This is a genomic window from Roseateles sp. GW821-FHT09H10 (genome assembly GCF_059415865.1).
In genome coordinates this window covers 1,215,741-1,235,917 of record NZ_JBWKOB010000002.1, presented here as the reverse complement: position 1 = coordinate 1,235,917, position 20,177 = coordinate 1,215,741, and the positions used below count along the sequence as shown (strand labels likewise).

16 protein-coding genes are annotated in these 20,177 nt (G+C 68.3%); 6 read left to right on the top strand and 10 right to left on the bottom strand.

What is annotated here, in order from left to right; translation table 11 throughout:
* Positions 1–17: 17 nt before the first annotated feature.
* Positions 18–296: a hypothetical protein gene (locus tag AC07OY_RS13820; protein ID WP_495043167.1), complete on the top strand. Its 279-nt coding sequence runs from the start codon at positions 18–20 to the stop codon at positions 294–296.
* A 1-nt stretch (position 297) separates the two neighbouring features.
* On the opposite strand, the gene recQ is transcribed toward AC07OY_RS13820, so the two are convergent.
* A complete protein-coding gene (recQ, locus tag AC07OY_RS13815) occupies positions 298–2,187 on the bottom strand; it encodes a DNA helicase RecQ (protein WP_495043166.1) in 1,890 nt (629 codons plus the stop codon).
* Between the two features lie 38 nt (positions 2,188–2,225).
* Here recQ and AC07OY_RS13810 point away from each other — a divergent pair, with 38 nt between their 5' ends.
* Positions 2,226–2,711, top strand: coding sequence for a cupin domain-containing protein (locus AC07OY_RS13810; protein WP_495043165.1), 486 nt, complete (start codon positions 2,226–2,228; stop codon positions 2,709–2,711).
* Between the two features lie 97 nt (positions 2,712–2,808).
* Here the strand turns inward: AC07OY_RS13810 and AC07OY_RS13805 are convergent, their stop codons facing one another.
* Genes AC07OY_RS13805 through AC07OY_RS13790 form a run of 4 tightly spaced genes read right to left on the bottom strand, consistent with a single transcriptional unit; the run spans position 2,809 to position 7,254 of the window.
* On the bottom strand, positions 2,809–4,284 hold the full coding sequence (locus AC07OY_RS13805) for a hypothetical protein (protein ID WP_495043164.1): 1,476 nt from the start codon (positions 4,282–4,284) through the stop codon (positions 2,809–2,811).
* 48 nt (positions 4,285–4,332) lie between these two features.
* Positions 4,333–4,554, bottom strand: a complete 222-nt coding sequence (locus AC07OY_RS13800) for a SlyX family protein (RefSeq protein WP_495043163.1) — start codon at positions 4,552–4,554, stop codon at positions 4,333–4,335.
* 5 nt (positions 4,555–4,559) lie between these two features.
* Positions 4,560–6,884 (bottom strand): penicillin-binding protein 1C, encoded by a 2,325-nt coding sequence (gene pbpC, locus AC07OY_RS13795; RefSeq protein WP_495043162.1) that lies wholly within the window; start codon positions 6,882–6,884, stop codon positions 4,560–4,562.
* 4 nt (positions 6,885–6,888) lie between these two features.
* On the bottom strand, positions 6,889–7,254 hold the full coding sequence (locus AC07OY_RS13790; protein WP_495043161.1) for a YfeK family protein: 366 nt from the start codon (positions 7,252–7,254) through the stop codon (positions 6,889–6,891).
* 94 nt (positions 7,255–7,348) lie between these two features.
* On the opposite strand from AC07OY_RS13790, the gene AC07OY_RS13785 reads away from it, so the two are divergent.
* Complete coding sequence (locus AC07OY_RS13785; RefSeq protein ID WP_495043160.1) at positions 7,349–7,939, top strand: putative 2OG-Fe(II) oxygenase; 591 nt, start codon at positions 7,349–7,351, stop codon at positions 7,937–7,939.
* An 8-nt stretch (positions 7,940–7,947) separates the two neighbouring features.
* Positions 7,948–9,054: an aromatic ring-hydroxylating oxygenase subunit alpha gene (locus tag AC07OY_RS13780; protein WP_495043159.1), complete on the top strand. Its 1,107-nt coding sequence runs from the start codon at positions 7,948–7,950 to the stop codon at positions 9,052–9,054.
* A 52-nt stretch (positions 9,055–9,106) separates the two neighbouring features.
* Here AC07OY_RS13780 and AC07OY_RS13775 read toward each other — a convergent pair whose 3' ends face one another.
* Positions 9,107–10,486: a Shedu anti-phage system protein SduA domain-containing protein gene (locus tag AC07OY_RS13775; protein ID WP_495043158.1), complete on the bottom strand. Its 1,380-nt coding sequence runs from the start codon at positions 10,484–10,486 to the stop codon at positions 9,107–9,109.
* 9 nt (positions 10,487–10,495) lie between these two features.
* Entirely contained in the window at positions 10,496–15,640 is a 5,145-nt protein-coding gene (locus tag AC07OY_RS13770) for an alpha-2-macroglobulin family protein (protein WP_495043157.1), read from the bottom strand.
* A 220-nt stretch (positions 15,641–15,860) separates the two neighbouring features.
* Between AC07OY_RS13770 and AC07OY_RS13765 the strand changes: the two genes are divergently transcribed.
* Positions 15,861–16,751, top strand: coding sequence for a PEP-CTERM sorting domain-containing protein (locus tag AC07OY_RS13765; RefSeq protein ID WP_495043156.1), 891 nt, complete (start codon positions 15,861–15,863; stop codon positions 16,749–16,751).
* On the opposite strand, the gene AC07OY_RS13760 is transcribed toward AC07OY_RS13765, so the two are convergent.
* Genes AC07OY_RS13760 through AC07OY_RS13750 form a run of 3 tightly spaced genes read right to left on the bottom strand, consistent with a single transcriptional unit; the run spans position 16,723 to position 19,375 of the window.
* Positions 16,723–17,541, bottom strand: coding sequence for a head GIN domain-containing protein (locus AC07OY_RS13760; protein ID WP_495043155.1), 819 nt, complete (start codon positions 17,539–17,541; stop codon positions 16,723–16,725). The genes AC07OY_RS13765 and AC07OY_RS13760 overlap by 29 nt on opposite strands.
* Positions 17,538–18,281, bottom strand: a complete 744-nt coding sequence (locus AC07OY_RS13755) for a LytR/AlgR family response regulator transcription factor (protein WP_495043154.1) — start codon at positions 18,279–18,281, stop codon at positions 17,538–17,540. The genes AC07OY_RS13760 and AC07OY_RS13755 overlap by 4 nt, the downstream gene beginning before the upstream one ends.
* 2 nt (positions 18,282–18,283) lie before the next feature.
* Entirely contained in the window at positions 18,284–19,375 is a 1,092-nt protein-coding gene (locus tag AC07OY_RS13750; RefSeq protein WP_495043153.1) for a sensor histidine kinase, read from the bottom strand.
* A 158-nt stretch (positions 19,376–19,533) separates the two neighbouring features.
* Between AC07OY_RS13750 and ssb the strand changes: the two genes are divergently transcribed.
* Positions 19,534–20,127, top strand: coding sequence for a single-stranded DNA-binding protein (gene ssb, locus AC07OY_RS13745; RefSeq protein ID WP_495043152.1), 594 nt, complete (start codon positions 19,534–19,536; stop codon positions 20,125–20,127).
* Positions 20,128–20,177: the final 50 nt, after the last annotated feature.

The window sequence follows — 20,177 nt, the reverse complement described above, 5'->3', positions numbered from 1 at the left end:
AGAGAAAGAAGTAAGCCATGAACCGCATCAGCACCACCACCGCCGCCCGCACCCGCCTGCAAGCCGTCAGCGCCGCCGTCCTCGTCGCCCTGGTCGCCCTGACCGGCGCCACCTGGATGACCATCACCGCGCCGGCTGACGCGCCCGAGATCGTCAAGCTGGAGCGCGTCGTCATCGAAGGCACGCGCGCCGCCGAAACCGTCGTGGCTCAGCTGCCCCGCGTCGTCATCGAAGGCCGCCGCACGCCGGACACCACGCAAGTGGCCAGCGCGGAGCTGACGGCCGCGGTCCGCTGAATCAGCGGCCCAGAACGCGAAGGATCTCGCGGCCATAGGCCTCGAGCTTCTTCGCCCCCACACCACTGATCTCGCCCAGCTCGGCGAGGTCGCCCGGCAGGATCCGGGCCATTTCCGCCAGCGTCGTGTTCTGGAAGATCACATAAGCCGGCAGGCCATGCTCCTTGGCCACCTCGGAGCGCCAGGCCTTCAGCGCCTCGAAGCGCTCCTGCCCTTCGGCATCCAGGCCCAGCGCCGGATCGGCCTTGGGTCGCGCACCGCCCCGCGAGGTCTTGGACCTGCTGCGCGGCTTCTTCTCCTCGGCCTCGCGCAGGCGCAACTCCACCTCGCCCTTGAGCACCGCCCGCGCACTGTCCTGCAGGGCCAGCGTGCTGAACTCGCCCTCGGCGGCCACATGGCCCAGCGAGATCAGCTGGCGCAGCACCGCCCGCCATTGCTGCTCGGACAGGTCGGCGCCGCAGGCCCAGGTGGACAGCTGGTCATGGCCGTACTGCCGGGTCTTGTCCGTCACCTTGCCGCGCAGCACGTCGATCAGATGGCCGGCGCCGAAACGCTCGCCGCGCTGGTGGAAGCGGTAGATGCAGGAGAGCAGCTTGCGCGCCGCCTCGGTGCCGTCCCAGGTCTGGGGCGGGTTCAGGCAGTTGTCGCAGTTGCCGCAAGGCTCAGCCTCCTCGCCGAAGTAGTTCAGCAGGCGCACACGCCGGCAATCCGTCGCCTCGGCCAGGGCCAGCAGCGCGTCCAGCTTGCCGCGCTGGCCCTGCTTGAAGACCTCGTCCGCCGGGCTCTCGTCAATCATGCGGCGCTGGTTGACGACGTCGGCCAGGCCATAGGTCATCCAGGCCTCGGCCGCCGCGCCGTCGCGGCCGGCACGGCCGGTCTCCTGGTAGTAGGCCTCGATGTTCTTGGGCAGGTCCAGGTGGGCGACGAAGCGCACATCGGGCTTGTCGATGCCCATGCCGAAGGCGATGGTGGCCACCATGATGAGATCGTCCTCGCGCAGGAAGCGGTCCTGGTGGCGGCGGCGCACGTCGGCGTCCAGGCCGGCGTGATACGGAAGGGCCTTCATGCCCTCGCTCTCCAGCCACACCGCCGTCTCGTCCACCTTCTTGCGGCTCTGGCAGTAGACGATGCCGGCCTCGCCCTCATGCTCGTCGCGGATGAAGCGCAGCAGCTGCTCGCGCGGCGAGGCGCTCTTCTCGGCGATCAGGTAGCGGATGTTGGGCCGGTCGAAGCTGCTGATGAAGACGCGGGCGTCCTGCAGCTGCAGCCTCTCGATGATGTCGCGCCGTGTCAGCTCGTCGGCCGTGGCCGTCAGCGCGATGCGCGGCACCGCCGGGAAGCGCTCGTGCAGCAGGGACAGCTGCAGATACTCCGAGCGGAAGTCGTGCCCCCACTGGCTGACGCAATGGGCCTCGTCGATGGCGAACATCGACAGCAGGCCGCGTTCGTCCAGCGAGGCCAGCTGGGCCAGGAAACGCGCCGTCGTCAGCCTCTCGGGCGCGACATAGAGCAGGGTCAGGCGCCCGCTCATCATCTCGCGCTCGACGCGGCTGGCCTCCTCGCCGGTCAGGCTGGAGTTCAGGAAGGCGGCGTGCACGCCGGCCTCCTCCAGCGCGCCGACCTGGTCGTGCATCAGCGCGATCAGCGGGCTGACGACGATGGCCACGCCCTGCTGGCGGGTGTGGCGCAGGATGGCGGGCACCTGGTAGCACAGGCTCTTGCCGCCGCCCGTGGGCATCAGCACCAGGGCGTCGCCACCGGCGGCCACCTGCTCGACGATCTCGGCCTGCTGCCCACGGAAGGCGGTGTAGCCGAAAACTGCTGACAGGACCTGGTGGGCTGCGGATTGCAGATCGTCGGTCGGGCTTGGAAGATGCAGGGGCGGATTCATTCAGCCGCCATTGTCCCAGGAGCTTCACGGAGATCCCGATGCCCACCCCCGCCGAACTGCGTCAGACCCTGATCCGCAATTTCAAGGAAGCGCCGCGCGAGCGCTTCGTGCGCGCGCCGCGCTACGACACCGAGAGCGCCTCCCTGTCCAAGGGCACCGCCGCCCGGCAGCTCGGCGCCAGCTTCGACATCCTGGCCCCGGGCCAGATGGGCTGCCCCTACCACTACCACTACGCCGAAGAGGAGATGTTCATCATCCTGCAGGGCGAGGGCACGCTGCGCGTGGCCGGCGAGCTGGTGCCCATCCGCGCCGGCGACACCATCAACATCCCGGCCGGGCCTGAGTATCCGCATCACATCATCAACACGTCGGACGCGCCGCTGCACTACCTCAGCATCAGCAACCAGAAGGAGCCGGAGATCTGCGTCTACCCGGATTCGGGCAAGGTGGGCGCCTTCGCGCCGGGACTGCGCCTGCTGCAGCGGCGCGAGGCGGGGCTGGATTACTGGGAGGGGGAGCCCTGAGAGCGGGCCTCGGTCCGGGCTCATGCCGGTCCGCTGGCAGGCGGCCCGTCCTTCGCCAGGCGTCGGACAGGCCGCAGGTCCTGTCCTCGGTCCGGGCTCAGTATTTGGCGTTGGGTGGGAAGTAGTCGAGCGCGCCGCCGGTGTCCCAGGCGTATTTGTTCTTGTCCTTGCCGTTGCCGCGCGAGCTGGCGGTGTCCACGACGATGGGGGTGACCTTGTATTGCGCCACGTCCAGCTCGTAGACGAAGGCCAGGCCGCCACTGCCGCCGTTGATGTGGGTGTGGCCCTCGAAACCCACCTTGAGCACCGACCCGCCCGCCGTCGTGTTGGACTTGAGCTGCCCCTGCTGGAGCAGCGCGAGCTGCTGCGACGTCATGCTGGAGCTCGACGTGCCGTTCTTGTAGTCGACCGGATTCATCACCCAGGTCGATGCGTCGTTGTAGGCATAGACCGACTTGCGCCCGGCCACCGTGCTGAGGTCGACTGCCGTCTTGGGCTTGAGCGCCTTGCGCAGGGCAGTCAGCAGCTTGTTCTGCTCGGTGATGAGCTGCGTGAACGGCTCGTAGCGGTCAGCGACCAGCACGGTTTTCGGAGCCTTGTCCTGCAGGGCCTTGATGACCTTGTCCTGCAGGGCCAGCACCTGCAGCTCGGACCGGCCGATGGGGCTGCGGTCCTTCTGGTCGATCTCGCGCGTCAGCGCCTCGTTCTCGGCCTTCTCGTCGCGGAATATCTTCGCGCAGTCGAAGGCGTCGTCCAGCAGCTTCTCGACGGCGTCGAGCTTGCGGGTCAGCAGCGCCTCGTCGAAGCTGTCCTTGGACATCTCGCGGCGCACGGCTTCGAAGGCGCCGTCGATCTCGCTGAGGTGCTTGGGATGCAGCGCCGGGTTCTTGAACTTGTCGCGCTGCTCTTCCAGCGCCCCGACCCGGTCCAGCAGCGGGCTGGCGCCCTCGATGTGGGCCAGCACCTTGCCGATGCTCACCACCGTCACCAGCGCTTCCTTGCCGGACTTTGCCTTGACCAGCTCGCTGTACTCCCTGACCGCCTCGGCCAGGCGCTTCTTGTGGTTGTCCGCGCCCGTCTTGAGCGCGACGGCCACGCGCGACTTCATGGCGGCGAACGCCTTTTCGGCCTTGTCCAGCAGCACGCCTTCGTCGGGTGCCGGGGCCTTGACGGCGGGGGCCGGCTTGACCGCCTTGGGTGCGGGCACCTTGCCGGCCTTCAGGTCCAGCGCTTCCTGCACGCTGGCCACGCGCGACACCGGGGTGCGCAGCGGGATGGCGGCGAGCTCCTCCTTGAGGAACCTGTCCGTCATCTGGCTGCCCATCGAGAACAGGATCTCGTCGTCGGTCTGAGCGATGAAGCCGCTGAGCACCTTGATGCCCGAGTCTGCCTTCTTCAGCAAGGTGACCATGCCGGGGCCAACCGGGCCGACAAAGATGAGCGCGGGCTGCTTGTCACTGCGGTCGTAGATGTAGCGCAGCGGCACCACCGCGCCTTCGCTGTTCTTCAGCTCTTCTTTGAGCACGCGGGTGTAGTGCGGCGCATCCGCCAATTCCAGCTTCGGTGTCGTCATGGCATCTCCTAGGCCACTTTGGTGACGCGCCGCCGCCGCTGGTTCCCTTCAATAGTGGGGAGGGAGTTCGTCGCGCAGGCTGCGCGCCTCGCCCGGTTCGGCCGCGGTGGCGCGGTTGCGCAACTCGACGAGCTCGCGGATCAGGCGGTCGATCTGCTCCTGCTGGCGCACGATGACCTGGTTGAGCTGCTCCACCGTGTCCTCGGCGAAGCTGGCCTTGATCTCGAGCTCGGTGATGCGCTCCGCCAGCGCTTGAAGATTGACGTGCATGCCCGCTATTGGGCCAGAGAAAAGTCCACCTTGGCCCAGCGACCCTGGCCATCCATGACAGTGAGGCGGTGGTTGCCGGCCCGTTCGATGCGCAGCGTCTGGGCCGCCGCGGCCTTGGGGCTGTCGGCCATCCATTGCCCGTCCAGCAGCCAGGTCGCGCCCTGCTGGGCGCCGATGGCCTGCAGCTTGACCACCACCTCGCGCTGACCGGGCGTGGGACGCAGCACCGTGCCCGGCTCCAGGCCGACGACGCGCAGCCGGTTCGCCACGGGTTGGCTGCCCGCGCAGTCGGCCCGCCAGGGCAGGCGCTCCATCGGGTGACGCTGCTCGGCGTCGAGGAAGGGGCCGAGCAGGGCCGGCCAGCGCACGGCCTCGAAGCGCTCGGCAGCGGCCGCGCAGGACGGCTGCACTCGCTGGCCACCGGCCACCCAGACGGGCTCGGCCAAGGGGCCGGGGCGCAGCCGGTCGGGCAGGGTCGGCGGCACGGCGCCGTCCAGCGTCCAGGCGGTGCGGCGCTGCAGGCACAAGGCCGGCTCGGTAGCCGACTCCGCCAGGCCCAGCGGCCAGCAGACGGTCACGGCGGTCACGTTGTCGGGCTTGCGGCGCGGTGCCAGCTGCTGCCGCGCCTCGGCCGGGCCCAGCGCGGCGGCCAGGTCGCGCAGCAGCGGCGCGGCCGAGTTGGCGCCGAAGTGGCCGGGGTTGGGCGTGCCGTCGGGCCGGCCAATCCACACGCCGAAGGTGTAGCGGTCGGTCACGCCCAGGGCCCAGGCATCGCGAAAGCCAAAGGACGTGCCCGTCTTCCAGGCCACGCGCTGGCCGCTCTCGCGAAACGGCGAGCCGGGCCTGCCGCCGTTCTCCAGGATCTCGCGCACGATGTAGGCGGCACCTGCGCTCATCAGCCGTGCCTCCTTCAGCGGTTCATCGGCCGTCAAGCGCGGCCGGGCGGCGATGCCGTCGCGAGCCAGGGCCGTGTAGGCGCCGACCAGCTCCTCCAGCGTCGTGCTGCCGCCGCCGAGGATGAGGCTCAAGTTGGGCGAAGCATTGGCCGGCATGCGCAGCCTCAACCCGGCATGGCGCAGCCGGCCGGCGAAGCGTTCGGGGCCGAGGCGATCCAGCAGGTCGACGGCCGGCACATTCAGCGAGCGCTGCAGGGCCTCAGCCACGCTGACCGGGCCCGAGAAATCGGCCTGGAAATTGCCCGGCGCATAGCCGCCGAAGTTCTGCGGCGCGTCGATGAGCAGGCTCTCGGAATGGATCAGCCCCTCGTCCAGGGCCATGCCGTAGAGGAAGGGCTTGAGCGTGGAGCCGGGCGAGCGCTTGGCGCGCACCATGTCCACATGGGCGCCACGGCGCGCGTCGTTGAAATCCGCCGAGCCGACATAGCCGCGCACTTCCAGCGTGCGGTTGTCGACGACGAGGGCGGCCAGGGACACCGCATCGGGCAGGCTGTTGAGCCTGTCCGTCAGCAGTTGCTCCAGCCGCGCCTGCAGGCCGGCGTCCAGCGTGGTCTGGATGACGGCGGGCGCCCCGCCCTTGCGCTTCGCCTCCTGGCGCACGCGCTCGGCCGCGAGGGGCGCCAGCCAGCGCGCGCGCAGCGGCGGGGCGAAGACGCGCTCCAGCTTGGCATCCGCCACATCGGCGGCGCTCCACACGCCGAGCGCCTGCATGCGCGTCAGCACCTTGTCACGCGCCGTCTGCGCAGCGGCGACCGCACGGTCGGGGCGCAGCCGCGTCGGCGACTGGGGCAGCGCGGCAAGCAGGGCCGCTTCGGCCTTGGACAGGTCGGCCGCGCCCTTGCCGAGATAGGCGCGGCTGGCCGTCTCCACGCCCTCGAGCGGGCCGCCCATGGGTGCGAGGTTGAGATAGAGCGACAGGATCTCGTGCTTGCTGAAGTGCAGTTCCAGTTGCAGGGCGCGGACGATCTGGCGCAGTTTGGCCGGCACGCTGCGGCCGGCGGCCTTGTCGTCCACCAGGCGCGCGACCTGCATGGTCAGCGTCGACCCGCCCGACACGATGCGCCCATGCCGCGCCCACTGCCAGGCCGCGCGCACCAGGGCCACCGGGTTGACGCCCGGATGCCAGCGGAACCAGCGATCCTCGTAGTGCAGCAGGGCCTCGGTGTAGTTCGCCGACACCGCCTCGGGCGTCGTCGGGTGGCGCTGCGCGCCGTCATCGCCGGGCCAGTCGCGCAGCGGGCTGCCGTCGGCAGCGAGGACGGTCAGCGTGGGGGAGTCGCTGGCGGGCGTGGGCAGGGGGAAAAGGAAGTCGAGCAGCAGGACGGCCGTCAACAGCGCGGCGACGGCCAGCTCGGCGCGGCGCAGGCGGCTCATGGCATCAGCGCGCCGCCCGCAGCTGCTGCAGCTCCGCCTTCAGCCACTGCGCGCTCTCCACCGGCGCCTTGCCGGCGCAGCGCACCAGATAGGCCTTGCCGCTGGTGCTGCTGGCGGACGCGCCCTTCTCGATGAACTGCTCGGCCGTCTTCACCAGGTCCTTGCCTTCCAGATAGTCCAGCTTCTTCAGCAGGTGAGCCTTGGCCTCGGCGCCGGCATACCAGCTGCCATTGCGGTTGAACTCGCAGCCGGAGGATTGCAGGCGCCCCAGCAGCGCATCGACCTCGGCGCGCGCGGCGGGCGGCAGGGGTGCGGCACAAGTGGCCGCCGAGGCGAAGGAGAACAGCAGGGCGAAGAAGAAGGTACGCATGGCTTGGATGCTAGGGCTTGCACAGGGGGAAAAACACGCGGCCGGAGGGTTGGGCGCCCACCGCAGAATCGACGCGAACCGCGATACCGCCCTCATGCAGAAACAAGCCTGGAAGCTCTTCCCCACCCTCGTGCACCGCTACACCGAGGTGCTCAGCCCTGACCAGCTCGCCACCATCCTGGCGCATTGCCTGCAGCTCGACACCCAGCGCCACGAAGCCCTGCTGGGCGACGCCCTGTCGTCCTTCGACCGGCGCGCCCAGGTCGTCACGCAGCTGGAAGAGGCCCACGCCAATCTGAAGGGCATGACGCAGGGTCTGGCGCGGCTGATGGACGCTTATGCCCAGGAGCTGGGCTTCGACGGCGCAAGGCTGACGAACTCCTGGTTCAACGTGCAGCGCCCGGGCAGCCTGCTCAAGCACCACACCCATCCCGACTCGCGCGTGTCGGCGGCGCTGTGCATCGCCAGCGACGAGAACAGCAGTCAGCTGCATTTCGACAACCCCAATCCGCTGATCGGCTTTGTCGGTGCCGAACAGCACACCGAATTCAACATGGAGATGGCCAAGTTCAAGCTGGCACCGGGCGACCTGATCCTGTTTCCGTCCTGGCTGCGGCACGGCTCGGGCTTCGAGGCCAATCTGTCCGAGCAGCGCGTCGTCATCAGCATCAACGCCGGAGCTTGAGCACTGCGATGAAGCCCACGCCCGATGTCCGCTGGCAAATCCACCCCGAGGTCGCGCGCGCCGAGACGCTGGACAAGGCCTTCTACCTCGACCCCGCCGCGCAGCGCCTGCAGTACGAACGCGTGCTGGCGCGCAGCTGGCAATGGCTGTCCGACCTGCATGGCGTTGCGGCGCCGGGCAGCCTGCAGCCCGAGACGCTGCTGCCGGGCAGCCTGGACGAACCCCTGCTGCTGTCGCGCGACGCGGCCGGGGCGCTGCGCTGCTTGAGCAATGTCTGCACCCACCGCGGCAATCTCCTCATCCACCAGCCCTGCCAGGACGCGGCCCAGATCCGCTGCGGCTACCACTCGCGGCGTTTCGAGCTGGACGGGCGCATGGTCTTCATGCCCGAGTTCCAGCAGGCCCTGGACTTCCCGCGCCCCTGCGACCATCTGCCGCAAGTCGCGCTGCGGGACTGGGGCGGCCAGGGTTTTGTCGCGCTGGAAGATCCGCTGGACAGCTTCCACGCCTTCTTCGGCCCGGCCCTGCAGCGCCTGCACTGGCTGCCGCTGCAGGACTTCCGCCTCGACGCCAGCCGCAGCCGCGACTACGAGTTCGATGCCCATTGGGCCCTCTACGTCGAGAACTACCTCGAGGGCCTGCACATCCCCTTCGTGCACCCTGGCCTGACGCAGACCCTGGACCTGAGCCAGTACCGCTACGAGCTGCACGAGTGGAGCAATCTGCAGCTCGCGGTGGCGCGCGCCGACGAGACGGCCTTCGACCTGCCGCCCGAGGCCGCCGAGTTCGGCCAGCGCATTGCGGCCTATTACTGGTGGGTCTTCCCCAACCTGATGCTGAACTTCTACCCCTGGGGCTTGTCGCTGAACCAGGTCATGCCCGTCGGGCCGGCGCGCACGCGGGTGCGCTTCCGCTCCTATGTCTGGAAACCCGAGCTGCTGGGCAGCGGCGCCGGCGGTGCGCTCGACGAGGTCGAAATGGAAGACGAGGCCGTCGTCATGACGGTGCAGCAGGGGCTGCGCTCGCGCTTCTACCAGCACGGGCGCTACTCGCCGACGCGGGAGCAGGGGGTGCATCACTTTCATCGGTTGATTGGGAGGGCGATGGGGGTGTAGCCATCGCTTGCTTCGTCTTGCATGCGACGCAAACACAGTGTCCGTACAACGCTCACCTAGGACTTGGATAAAAGATTTGCGTGCTACCGCCGACATCCCACATCGGTCCAAGCAAGTTTTCAAACACAGCCTTTGCGTTTGAATAAACATCGTCGTAAGTCAGAACGCGTAGCTTGGGACTTTCGTTCATCATGGTCTGGAGCTTGCGGCGATCTTGCGGACCCAATAAAGCTGATCTTCCGATCACCAATAGCCCATTTGGGTTCGGCGTTATGCCGGTCAGGCCCAGCTCACGCTGAACCGTTTGCAAGTTGTCTTCCAGGTAGCGTTTCCAATCGACGATTTGGCCATGGGCATGCGTGAGCTCAGCGGTCGCATGTCCATCTTTGCGGAACAACCGTAGCGTGGATCGTTCAAGCTCTACAAGCAGGTATTCATTGCTGGCTTCGCGGAATACAAAGTCAGTGATGGTCGCGCCGAACGCTAGCTTGGGCCACATCTTGACTTGCGTAGGACAAAGCAAGATGGGATTGAGTTGCAGGAACGACTGAAGAGCTTGCTCTCGATCAGGATTCGAATCGAGCAACGCTCTGAAAGCGTTGAGCAGTGCGGCGTAGTGCCGACGAGCCGACGCTCTTGGGTCTAGGCTGTTCAATTGCGCTGCAAGCGTGTGGGCGATTAGCGCGGCTCCCATCAAATCACGTTCTGCCCACAAAGCAGCTGATTCGGGAATCCAGGGCGCTAGATCTAAGCCAGGAAACACCTCTATGCAGTCCCATCCCGCTCCAAGCCTCATGGCTGAACGCGCAACAAATGGCTGTTCATTCGCCTTCTCAGCGTCTGGCGTCAACGCTCCATGCAGCTCCACAACCAGTTCATTGCGAACCGACAACATGCAGTGTGGTTTGGCTCCAGCTGGCAGCGGATCATGCAAAGTCGGCGCCGCAACTTGAAACCAGACTCGGGACGTCGACAGGTCGATTGGCACGCCATCTGCCACCGCCGTGAACTTTAGTTCGACGCCGAAATTCGCCAGCGGTGGTTGAGGCTCTTCCGCAGATTCGATATGCACTAGCTTTTGCGACAGCAAGGTGGCCACCGCTCGAATCGACTGTCGAAAGACTCCAACCACACGGTTGGGTTCTTCTTGCGAGCGCCGTTCGTATCGAACGACGATCCCATCGGTGCATATCGCAACTAGGCAGCTGCCTGGGCTTTCAAGATAGTCAGGCAATGATCCGCGGAGATGCTGAAGTCGTCCTTCAAGAAGATCTGAGATGGCTTGCGCATAGGCTTTGATCGCCTTGCTGACAACATTGGCGGCCTGCGCTTCTTCAGGGGTCCAAGGGGGAAGGGGTTCAATCCCGCCCTCCGTAAATTTCATGGGCTTGTCGCCCTCGAGGCTGAGATATCCGAGTCGTGGTGCTTCCATGGCTCTACCTCACTTCTTGTCCACCACCATGATCTCCCCCTCCGCCTTGCCAATGCCGCGGATCTCCGGCCGGTACATGTCCTCGGCAAAGGTCGCCGGCACCACATATTTGCCCGGCGTCACCACGCGCACCAGGTAGAACAGCTCCAGCCTGTCGCCCAGCGACGCGGCGGCCACGAAACGGTCGTCGCGGTACTCGGTGTGGACGATGCGCTCGTTGGCATTGGCCTGGGCGATGTTGACGCCCTCCACCGTGAACTCGCCGGCCTTGGGGCCCTGGCTCAAGTTGAGGTTCTCGATCTCGAAACCGGCCGGAATGCGGTCCACCACCAGGCCGTCCTTGATGGCCTGGCTGGCCTTCACCCTCAGGCGCACCACATACATCTCGCCGGTCGTGAACTGGCGCGCCGTGACGGGCTTGCCCTCGACCGTGAACATCGCGCGCTCCACCGAGATGCGGTCGCTGCTCGGGGCCTGAGGCTTGACTGGATAGCCCTGGGCGGTCACGTCGATGAACAGCGGCGCCGTGCCCTCGTTCTTCAGCGCGATGCCGCTCTTCAGCTGGGCGCCGCCGAAGCTCTGCTGGCCCACGCCATTGCCCGTCCAGGGGTCGGCCTTGGCGCCGATGGTGACGGCCGTCTTCCAGGCGTCGTCCTTGCCGGCGTTGGCGCTGGAGGACTGCACGGCCAGGAAGAGGGCCAGGCGCTCCTGCGTCGAGTAGTAGTTGCGGCGGCCGAAGTCGTCGCTGAGGTCGAACAGCAGGTTCTCGCGCTTGTCGTGCTGGACCTTGTGCCGCAGCAGCAGGGCATAGGCCAGGGCGCGGTCACGCACGCGTGAGCCGTAGTCGCCCAGCCAGTAGCCCCAGTAGCCATCGTCGACCTGGTAGCCGTAGCCGCGCAGCATCGCGTCGTCCAGCGCTTGCCTTGCGCGGGCCTCGTCGCCCATCAGCTTGAGGGCCAGGCTCAGGTGCACCAGCGGCAGCGGCGACAGCGCGTTGGCGCGGTGCTGGTCGTGCAGGGTGCGCAGCGTGGCCAGCGGCGCCTTCTGCTCGCGGGCCAGCATGTAGCCGGCATGCGCGGCCTCGGCGAAGCGCGAGTGGGACACGCGCAGCAGCTCGGCGTCGCGGTAGTCCGTCAGCCGGCCCTTGTCGTCGCGCTTGGGGTCCTTGGGCGGCGCGCTCTGCTGGGCCGGCGCGCGCTGGAACTGCTCCAGCAGGTTGTCCATCGAGCGCTTCAGCATGGCCTCGGGCACGGCGAAGCCGGCGTCGCGCGAGTCCTGCAGGAAGCCCGTCACATAGGCCGACAGCCAGGCCTCGTAGGGGTTGCCGGAGGCCCACAGGCCGAAGCCGCCCTTGGGTTGCTGCATGCCGGCCAGGCGGGCGAAGGCGCCGTCCAGCCGTTTCGCGCGTTCTTCACGCGGGACCGGCGTCATGCCCCAGCGCTTGGCGGCCTCGTCGTCGATGAAGACCAGCGGGTAGGCGCTCGACGTCGTCTGCTCCAGGCAGCCATAGGGGTACATCAGCAGGCCCTTGACCTGGTCCTTGATGTCGATGGGCGGCGTGGTGGAGACGGTCAGGGCCAGGCTGGCCGAGCCGCTCCAGTAGGGGTCGAGCAGGGCCTTGTCGACCGTCTGCGTGGCGCCGGGTTCCAGGCGCAGGCGGCGGCTCTCGCGCGTCAGCGCCGTCAGGGGCTGGACCTGCAGCGCCGCCTCGCGCGTCAGGTTGATGGCGCCGGCGCTGACCTTGATCGCTATGGGCGCCAGGCCATAGGCATCCAGGGCCTCGGCCTGGAAGCGCAGGATCTGGCGCTGCTTGTCGGCCAGCTTCAGCGTCTCGGCACCGCCGCTGATCTTGACGGGGCCGCTGGCCGACACGGCCACCTTGACCTCCTGCGGCGCGCCGCTGAGGTTGGTCACGTCCAGCGCGATGGTCGCCTTGTCGCCGGGCGACACGAAGCGCGGCATGTTGAGCTCGGCCACCAGCGGCGCGGCGACCACCGTTTCAGCCTGCGCGGACGCATAGCTGTCGGCGCTGGACACGACCGCCATCACCCGCAGCGTGCCGTTGAAGTCGGGCAGCTTCAGTTGAATGGTGGCCTCGCCCTTGGCGTCGAGCTGCACGGGGCCGCTGAACAGGTCCACCAGCAGCACCTTGCGCGGCATGCTCTGCGAGTCGCGCTTGCCGGCGTCGCCGCCGAAGCGCTGCTTGGCCGCGTTGCCCTCCATCTTCTCGATGAGGCGGCCGTAGAGGTCCAGCATGTCGGCGCCGTAGCGGTGCTTGCCGAAGAAGTAGTCCGCCGGGTCGGGCGTCTTGAAGTTGGTGATGTTGAGAATGCCCACGTCCACGGCAGACACCGTGACGATGGCCGGCTTGCCCGCGAGGGCCGGCACCTTGACGCCGACGGGCAGGGTCACCGAGGGCTGGGTCTTGGCCGGCACCGTCAGCGCCAGCTTTGGCTTGCGGTCCTCGCGGTTCAGCGGCAGATGCACCAGGCCGAGGGCGCGGGCCGGCGTCACCTTGTCGCCCTGGTTGCCGGGGCGGAAGGCGGCCACGGTGATGTAGAGGTCGTGGCGTGCCCAGGCGGCGTCGACGGGAATGTCGATGTCCGTGCCCTTGGCCTTCACGGCGATGCGCTTGGTCCACAGCACGCGGTCGCCTTCCACGGTCACCACGGCCTCGCCGTCATGCGGCGGCTTGATGGCCAGCTTGGCCACGTCGCCCGGCTTGAAGGGCGCGCCCTGCAGCTTGAGCTGCACGCGGTCCGGCCGGTTGCCCATGTCGTCGGCATCCTGGGCGCCATAGCCGGCATAGAAGCCATAGCGCGTCGTCAGGCCGGTGTCGGGGTCCAGGACCTCCAGGCGATAGCGGCCCCAGCGCACCGGCAGGGCGATCTTGCTGCGGGCTTGCAGGGCCACGCTGCGCGCCTCGATCAACTCCTCGTTGACGTTGAAGCCCGAGTTCCAGCCGCGGCCGTCGTCATAGCGCCAATACCACTGGCGCTCCTCGTAGATGAGCTTGACCTGCACCTGCTTGGCCGGCTTGAAGTTGCCGGCTGAGTCGACACGCGCCAGCTCGAACTCGGCCAGGCCGTTCTCGGCCGACACATTGCGGTCGAACAGCGGACGCACGCCGACCAGCATCGGCGCCGGCCACCAGTTGCGCTCGATGGCGCGCACCACGGGGCGCCCACCGGACTCCAGCAGGCTGAAGGCCGCGCGGATGCGCATCGGCGACTTGCGCTCGCCGAAGGCCGTCGCGATGTCCATGCTGGCCTTGCCCTCTGCATCCAGCTCCTGCTCTTCCAGGTCCTGCCGGTTCTTGGCCTTGTCGTCGGCCAGGTCGCCGAAGATGAAGCCGGGCAGCTTGGCCGGCAGCGCCATCACGAGGCGCTCGGAATAGGCGCTGGCCTGCAGCCGGTTGCCGGCGGCGGGGGCGCCATAAAGATAGTCGCCCTGGACCTGCACGTTCAGGCCGCCCTGGCCGGTCAGCACCGCCTCGGGTGCCATCAGCGTGAGCTTCATGCGCTCGGGCAGGAACTCCTCGACCTTGAAGGCCCATTGCGCGTCGGGCTGCTTGGCGCCGGGGTCGACGCGGGCCTGCAGCGTCCAGCCGCCGGTGGGCGCATCGGCCGGCAGGCTGATGCCCTGCTGGTAGTAGCCGGTGCCCAAGGACTGTTTGCCCCCAGAACCAGGCTTGGCCTGGCTCGCCCCCCGAGGGGGGTCAAGGAGCTCGGGGCGGCCCGTCACTCCTTGGCCGGGCTGCACCAGTTGCTCGACGAGCTTGCTGCCGTCGGGCTTCTTGACCGTCAGCGTGATGGGCAGAGGCTTGGCCAGCGGCTTGCCGTCGGCATCGCGCGCCAGCACCGAGACCTGGAAGGCCTCGCCGGGCCGGTAGAGGTCACGGCCGGCGTACACGAACAGCTTGTTGCTGCGCGAGGGGTGGCCGGTGGCGTCGAACTCGCTGAGGTCCAGCGCGGCATCGCGCAGCGACAGCACCGACATCTCCTTGCCCTTGCGCGCCAGCACGGCGCGGGCCTTGTCACTGCGGCCGGTGAAGACGGCGTGGCCGTCGCCATCGGACTGGGCCTGGGCCAGCACCTTGCCGGCCTCGTCGACCAGGCTCAGCTCCACGCCCGACAGCGCACCGCCGCCCTTCAGCGAGGTGGCGAACACATCCAGCTGCTCGGCATGGCGGCGCAGATGCAGGCCGATGTCGGTGACGTAGTAATGCGTGACCTGGTAGTCCCAGCCGAAGCGGCCGGGCTGGTTCATGATCGCCACGTAGATGCCGGGCTCCTGCAGCTCCTTGATGCCTTCCACCGGCAGGAAGCTGACATTGCGGCGGTTGGGCCGCGCATCGGTCGTGAAGCGGCTCATGTAGACGCTGTCGCTCATCGCGCGCAGCTCGTCCAGCACCCAGCCGCCCACGGTGCCCTTGAGGCGGCGCTGGTTGTCGCTGTAGCCGTCGTAGTAGCAGCCCTCCTCGCAGCCTTCTTCGCCGGCGTTGACGTTGCGCTCGCGCCGCCCGCCCACCTGCTCCAGGAAGGCCGGCAGCGAGGCCGGCTTGATGCGCAGGAACTGCACATCGATCTCGGGCGTGTTGATGGTGACGACGGGCAGGCCGCCGTTCTGGCCGGCCGGCAGCACCAGGCCGCGGCTGGCGAAGTAATAGGCGTCGGGCATGGCCTCGCTGAAGGCCTCGCAGGTCTGGGCCGTGGCCAGCCTGGCGCCGCCGCGCGCGCCCAGCTGGGCGTTGAACACGAAGCGGAAGCTGCGGTCCGGCGTCACGAAGGGCAGGTAGAGCACGCGCGGGTTGTCGCCCAGCACCCAGCGGGCGGCCAGCGGCTTGAAGCTGGCCTCGGCGGGCGCCTCCTTCTTGCCGTCCTTGACGGTGGGGGCGCTGCCTTCCTGGGCGGTGACGAGGGCGGCGAAATCCTGCTTCGCGTCCAGCGGCTGCGTGAAGCTCAGTGCGATGGCCGGCGAGCCGTCGAAGAGGCGGGCCTTGCAGTCCAGCAGCGCGAAGGCCGCCTGCTCGCCGCCGATCTCGGCACTGCTCGGCAGCGCCGGCCCGGATTGCCGCTGCGCCACCCACCAGCCGCCGCCCACGACGGCGCCCGCCCCGACCAAGGCCATGACGGCCTTCTTCCACGCGACCATGGAGATCCTCCCTGCAATGTGGGAGGCAGTTTAGGCAGGCCCCGGCGGCTGTCCACGGAAGGTTTCTTCTCGCCGCGGGGTATGAGGGGGGCGCCGTTCGTCATCAATGGGTAGCCCATCGTCCTAGGGGGAGGGGCGCCGCATCGATTGCCCCCCCTTCGGCACGAGCGTAAAAAGTCCATGCGCTCGGATCTGCCGGGCAGACTCAAGGAGTGGCTCCATGAAATTCCGGCATCTCCTGGTGGGCCTGACAGCCCTCGGCTGCGCCTTTGCGGCCTCGGCGGGCTCGACCATCGCCAGGGCTTCGGCCAGTGCGCTGGGCAAGTCCACCGACCCGGTCTACAGCCAGTTCAACAGCGGCGAGTTCACCGCCTCCGCGTCGGCCAGCGGCAATGGCGCCGGCGGCACCGCCGATGCCGCGGTGCAGCTGGGCGTCATCAAGCTCTACGCCTCCAGCTACGGCGGGGCGGGCAACAGCATCGGCGACAGTCATGCCGAGGGCGCCTACACCGAGGACATCACCATCAGCTCCGCCGGCTTCAACGGCATGCAGGCCAGGATCACGGTAAGTGTCACGCTGCAGGGCATGATCGATCCGACCGGGGGCGGCTATGGCTCGGTCGACTTCTCGTTCGGTGGGTCCGGGTTCCTCGGCACCTGGACGGCGAACTCCAATCCGAACTTTCCGGGCGGCTTTCCGGTGGACAACGTCAGCGCCGTGGCGGGCGGCCCGCTGTACTACTCGGGCATCCACGACCTCAAGATCAATTTCACGATGGGCTCACCCTTCACGGTCACCGAGCGCCTGACCCTGCACACCCGCAAGATCGACTGCGGCGGCAGCGAGCTGCAGTGCAGCTTCAGCGCGGCGGGCTCGGCCACGGCCGACTTCGGCCACTCGTCCTACTGGAACGGCATCTCGGCCATCTCCGTGCTCGACCCGAATACCGGCCTCTATGTGCCGCAGGACCTGTCGCTGTTCACCATCGCGTCGCCGTCGGGGCTGAACTGGGCCCAGTCCTTCGCGCCGGTGCCCGAGCCGTCCACGCTGGTGCTGATGTCGCTGGGCGGCCTGCTGTTGCTTACGGCCGCTTCTCGCCGCGCGCGCTGATCGAGCCCATGCCCGACACCGAACGCTGCACCGACGGGTTGCCGTAGTAGTCCACCGAGCCCACGCCCGAGATATGGGCGGCCAGGTCATCGGTGACCCACAGCACCACATTGCCCAGGCCGCTGACGTTGACGCGGGCCTTCTGGGCCTGCATGCGCTCGGCGATGACCTTGCCCTTGCCGGAGATCTGCAGCGTCATGTCGTCGACACGGCCGCTGAGCTGGCCGTCGCCGGCACCCGAGATTGCGAAGACGAGCTGCTTGGCCTGCAGCTGGTCCAGCCTCACATTGCCGGCCCCGCTGATGCTGAGCTTGAGCTGGTCGACACGCAGCGGGCCGGGGGCCAGCACGTCGCTGGCGCCGGAGACGGACAGCTGGCGCAGTTCGCGCATCTCCACCTGCACAAAGAGCTTGCCGCTGCGCCAGATCTTCCAGCCGCCGCTGGGGCGGATGATGAGCTGGCGGTCGGCCAGCTCGACCTCGACGTTCTTCTGCACGTCGTCGTCGCCGGCGATGAAGGCCTGGTCGCGGTCGCCCTGCACGACGACGACGCGGGCCGCGCCGGCCAGCTCCAGGCGGTCGAAGGCGCCCGGTGCATAGATCCTGCCGGGCTCGCCTGGCGGCCGCGGCGGTATCGGCCGTGCCATCGGCGCCGGAAGCGGCAAAGGTGCCGTGTGCGGCGCAGGAACAGCAGGCTGGGCGGGCGCCGGATGGGCCGGCGGGGCGGGCGGCGCCGTCTGGGCCTGGGCCAGGCCGGCGGCGACCAGCAAGGTCAGCAACAGGGTTTTCACAGCGACTGCTCCCTCAACATCTTGGAGACCTCACGATTGGCCGTGATGCGCGTGCCATCGCGCAGCTGCACGACGAGCTGCGAGTTCTCGTCCGGGGTCATGCTCTCGACGAAATCCAGATTCACGATGCAGCCGCGCTGCACGCGCAAGAAGCGCGTGGCGTCCAGCCGCGTCTCGAAGTCGGCGATGGGCAGGCGCACCAGGAAGCTGCGGCCCTTGCTGGTGATGGCCGTGTACTTGTTGTCGGAGCGCAGGCACTCGATGGCGTCCACCTGCAGCGGGAAGATCTTGCCCTGGTCGCGCACCAGCAGGCGGGTCAGCGGCGCGTCGGCCGGTGCGCCCAGGGCCTGGGCGACCTCGGCGGGGCTCGGCGAGGCGTCGCGCAGCACATGGCTGATGGCCTCGTCGAAGCGCTCGCGCGAGAAGGGCTTGAGCAGATAGTCCACCGCATGCAGCTCGAAGGCCGTCAGCGCATGCTGGTCATAGGCCGTCGTGAAGATGATGCGCGGCTGATGGGCGTCCCCCTGCAGGGCCTGCACCACCTGCAGGCCGGTCAGGCCGGGCATCTGGATGTCGGTCAGCACCAGGCCGGGCTTGAGGGCACGGATCTTCTCCAGCGCGTCCTCGCCGTCCTCGCAGACCGCCACCAGCTGCAGGCCCGGCGTGGCCTTGACCCAGTCGGCCAGGGCTTCGGCGGCCAGGTGTTCGTCTTCGGCGATCAGGACGGTGGTGGTGCTCATGGTCAGGCTTGAGGAATGAAGAGGTCGACGCGAAAGCCGGCGCCGGGGGCGGTGTGGATGCGCAGGCGCGCATTGCCGTCGTAGTCCAGGGCGAAGCGCTTCTTCAGCGCTGCCAGGCCCACGCCGCGGCGCTGGCCGGGCTTGGGTTCCAGGGCCTCGGGCTCGCAGCCCGGGCCGTCGTCGGCCACGGCCAGGTCCAGGCCCTGGTTGAGCGCATTGCGGCGCGCGGTGATGGTCACCTTGCCGCCGCCCTTGCGGTTGGCCACGGCATGCAGGATGGAGTTCTCGACCAGGGGCTGCAGCGTCAGCGGCGGCAGCTCGTCGGCCATCACGCGCTCCTCCAGGTCCCAGTCCACGCGCAGGCGGGCGCCCAGGCGCAGGGCCTCCAGGGCCAGGTAGTCGCGCAGGAAGTCGATCTCGTCGGACAGCATCACGCGGTCCTCGGCGCCGCGCTTGGTGTCCAGCACATAGCGCAGCATGGAGGCGAACTTCAGCAGCGCGGCCTCGGCGGCGGCAGGGTCCTTGCGGGTCAGGGCGATCAGCGAGTTCAGCGTGTTGAACAGGAAATGCGGGTTCAGCTTGCCGCTGATGGCCGACAGCTCGGCCTTGGCCAGGGCGCTCTCGGCCTGGGCGGCGTGCACGGCCGCCGAGCGCGCCGAGCGCGATTGCAGGACGGCGTTGAAGGCGGTGGCGATGGCCGCGTAGACCACGAAGCCCCACACCGAGCGCCACAGGATGCCGGCCAGCAGCACGGCGCCGGCATGGTCGGTGCCGAACAGGGCGGCGTTGACGCCGAACTCGCCGGCCTGCCACAGCGCCGAGAAGGACAGGGCCGCCATCCCATGGGCCAGGACGGTCGCGCCGGTGCCGGCGTCGTTGTCGTGCAGGCGGCGTGCCACCGGCCAGACGGCGATGCCCAGCAGCATGGGCGCCCACAGCATGGTGGTGGCCTGGTAGACGGCCAGCCAGAACGGGTCCAGGCCGCGGTCGAACTCGCTGCCGGCCAGCACGAACATGCACCAGGCCAGTGCACAGGCGCCGGCATACGCCAACCAGAGGCGGCGGTTGCTGTGACGGGGGCCCGAAGTGTTCATGGCTTCATCTTAGGGAGACTCACCGGCCGGCCGGCGGGTGGGGAGACGAAGTGCGAGCCTCAGGGTGCGGGATGCGGTCTACGTGGAGTTGCTGACGGCCTCTGGCGGGGGTGGCCGGCATAATTCAGCCCCTTCCCCATCGAATTCAGGCGAGCGTCATGGCCAGCGTCAACAAAGTCATCATCATCGGCAACGTCGGCAAAGACCCCGAAGTCCGCTACAACCCCAGCGGCGGCGCCTGGGTCACCCTGAGCCTGGCCACCACGCGCAACTGGAAGAACCGCGAGACCGGCGAGCGCCAGGAAGAGACCGAATGGCACCGCGTCGTCTTCAACGACCGCCTGGCCGAGATCGTCGGCGAGTACGTCAAGAAGGGCCGCCCCCTCTATGTGGAAGGCCGCCTGAAGACCCGCAAGTGGCAGGACAAGGAAGGCCGCGACACCTACACGACCGAAATCATTGCCCAGGAAATGCAGCTGCTCGGCGGCCGTGACGGCGGCGGTGGCGACGAAGGCGGCGGTGGCGGCGGCTACAGCCGTGGCGCTGGTGCTGGCGGCGGCGGTGGTGGCGGTGGCGGTGGCTACAGCCGTGGCGGTGGTGACGGCGGTGGTGACGACTTCGGCGGCGGCGGCGGTGGCCGCCCGGCGGCTCGTCCGGCCGCAGCCCAGCGCCCGCCCGCTCCGCGCGCACCCGCCGCGGCGCCCAAGGCGGCGACGGGGTTTGACGATATGGATGACGATATTCCGTTCTGAGAACGAGATATCAGGCAAACATAAGCCCACGGCGAATGCGGTGGGCTTTT

Bases quoted from the DNA above. Each gene is read 5' to 3' on its own strand.
- AC07OY_RS13790 (WP_495043161.1), bottom strand. From the start codon at position 7,254: ATGCGTACCTTCTTCTTCGCCCTGCTGTTCTCCTTCGCCTCGGCGGCC.
- ssb (WP_495043152.1), top strand. From the start codon at position 19,534: ATGGCCAGCGTCAACAAAGTCATCATCATCGGCAACGTCGGCAAAGAC.
- recQ (WP_495043166.1), bottom strand. From the start codon at position 2,187: ATGAATCCGCCCCTGCATCTTCCAAGCCCGACCGACGATCTGCAATCC.
- AC07OY_RS13765 (WP_495043156.1), top strand. From the start codon at position 15,861: ATGAAATTCCGGCATCTCCTGGTGGGCCTGACAGCCCTCGGCTGCGCC.
- AC07OY_RS13750 (WP_495043153.1), bottom strand. From the start codon at position 19,375: ATGAACACTTCGGGCCCCCGTCACAGCAACCGCCGCCTCTGGTTGGCG.
- AC07OY_RS13775 (WP_495043158.1), bottom strand. From the start codon at position 10,486: ATGGAAGCACCACGACTCGGATATCTCAGCCTCGAGGGCGACAAGCCC.
- AC07OY_RS13770 (WP_495043157.1), bottom strand. From the start codon at position 15,640: ATGGTCGCGTGGAAGAAGGCCGTCATGGCCTTGGTCGGGGCGGGCGCC.
- AC07OY_RS13820 (WP_495043167.1), top strand. From the start codon at position 18: ATGAACCGCATCAGCACCACCACCGCCGCCCGCACCCGCCTGCAAGCC.
- AC07OY_RS13805 (WP_495043164.1), bottom strand. From the start codon at position 4,284: ATGACGACACCGAAGCTGGAATTGGCGGATGCGCCGCACTACACCCGC.
- AC07OY_RS13800 (WP_495043163.1), bottom strand. From the start codon at position 4,554: ATGCACGTCAATCTTCAAGCGCTGGCGGAGCGCATCACCGAGCTCGAG.
- AC07OY_RS13755 (WP_495043154.1), bottom strand. From the start codon at position 18,281: ATGAGCACCACCACCGTCCTGATCGCCGAAGACGAACACCTGGCCGCC.
- pbpC (WP_495043162.1), bottom strand. From the start codon at position 6,884: ATGAGCCGCCTGCGCCGCGCCGAGCTGGCCGTCGCCGCGCTGTTGACG.
- AC07OY_RS13780 (WP_495043159.1), top strand. From the start codon at position 7,948: ATGAAGCCCACGCCCGATGTCCGCTGGCAAATCCACCCCGAGGTCGCG.
- AC07OY_RS13785 (WP_495043160.1), top strand. From the start codon at position 7,349: ATGCAGAAACAAGCCTGGAAGCTCTTCCCCACCCTCGTGCACCGCTAC.
- AC07OY_RS13810 (WP_495043165.1), top strand. From the start codon at position 2,226: ATGCCCACCCCCGCCGAACTGCGTCAGACCCTGATCCGCAATTTCAAG.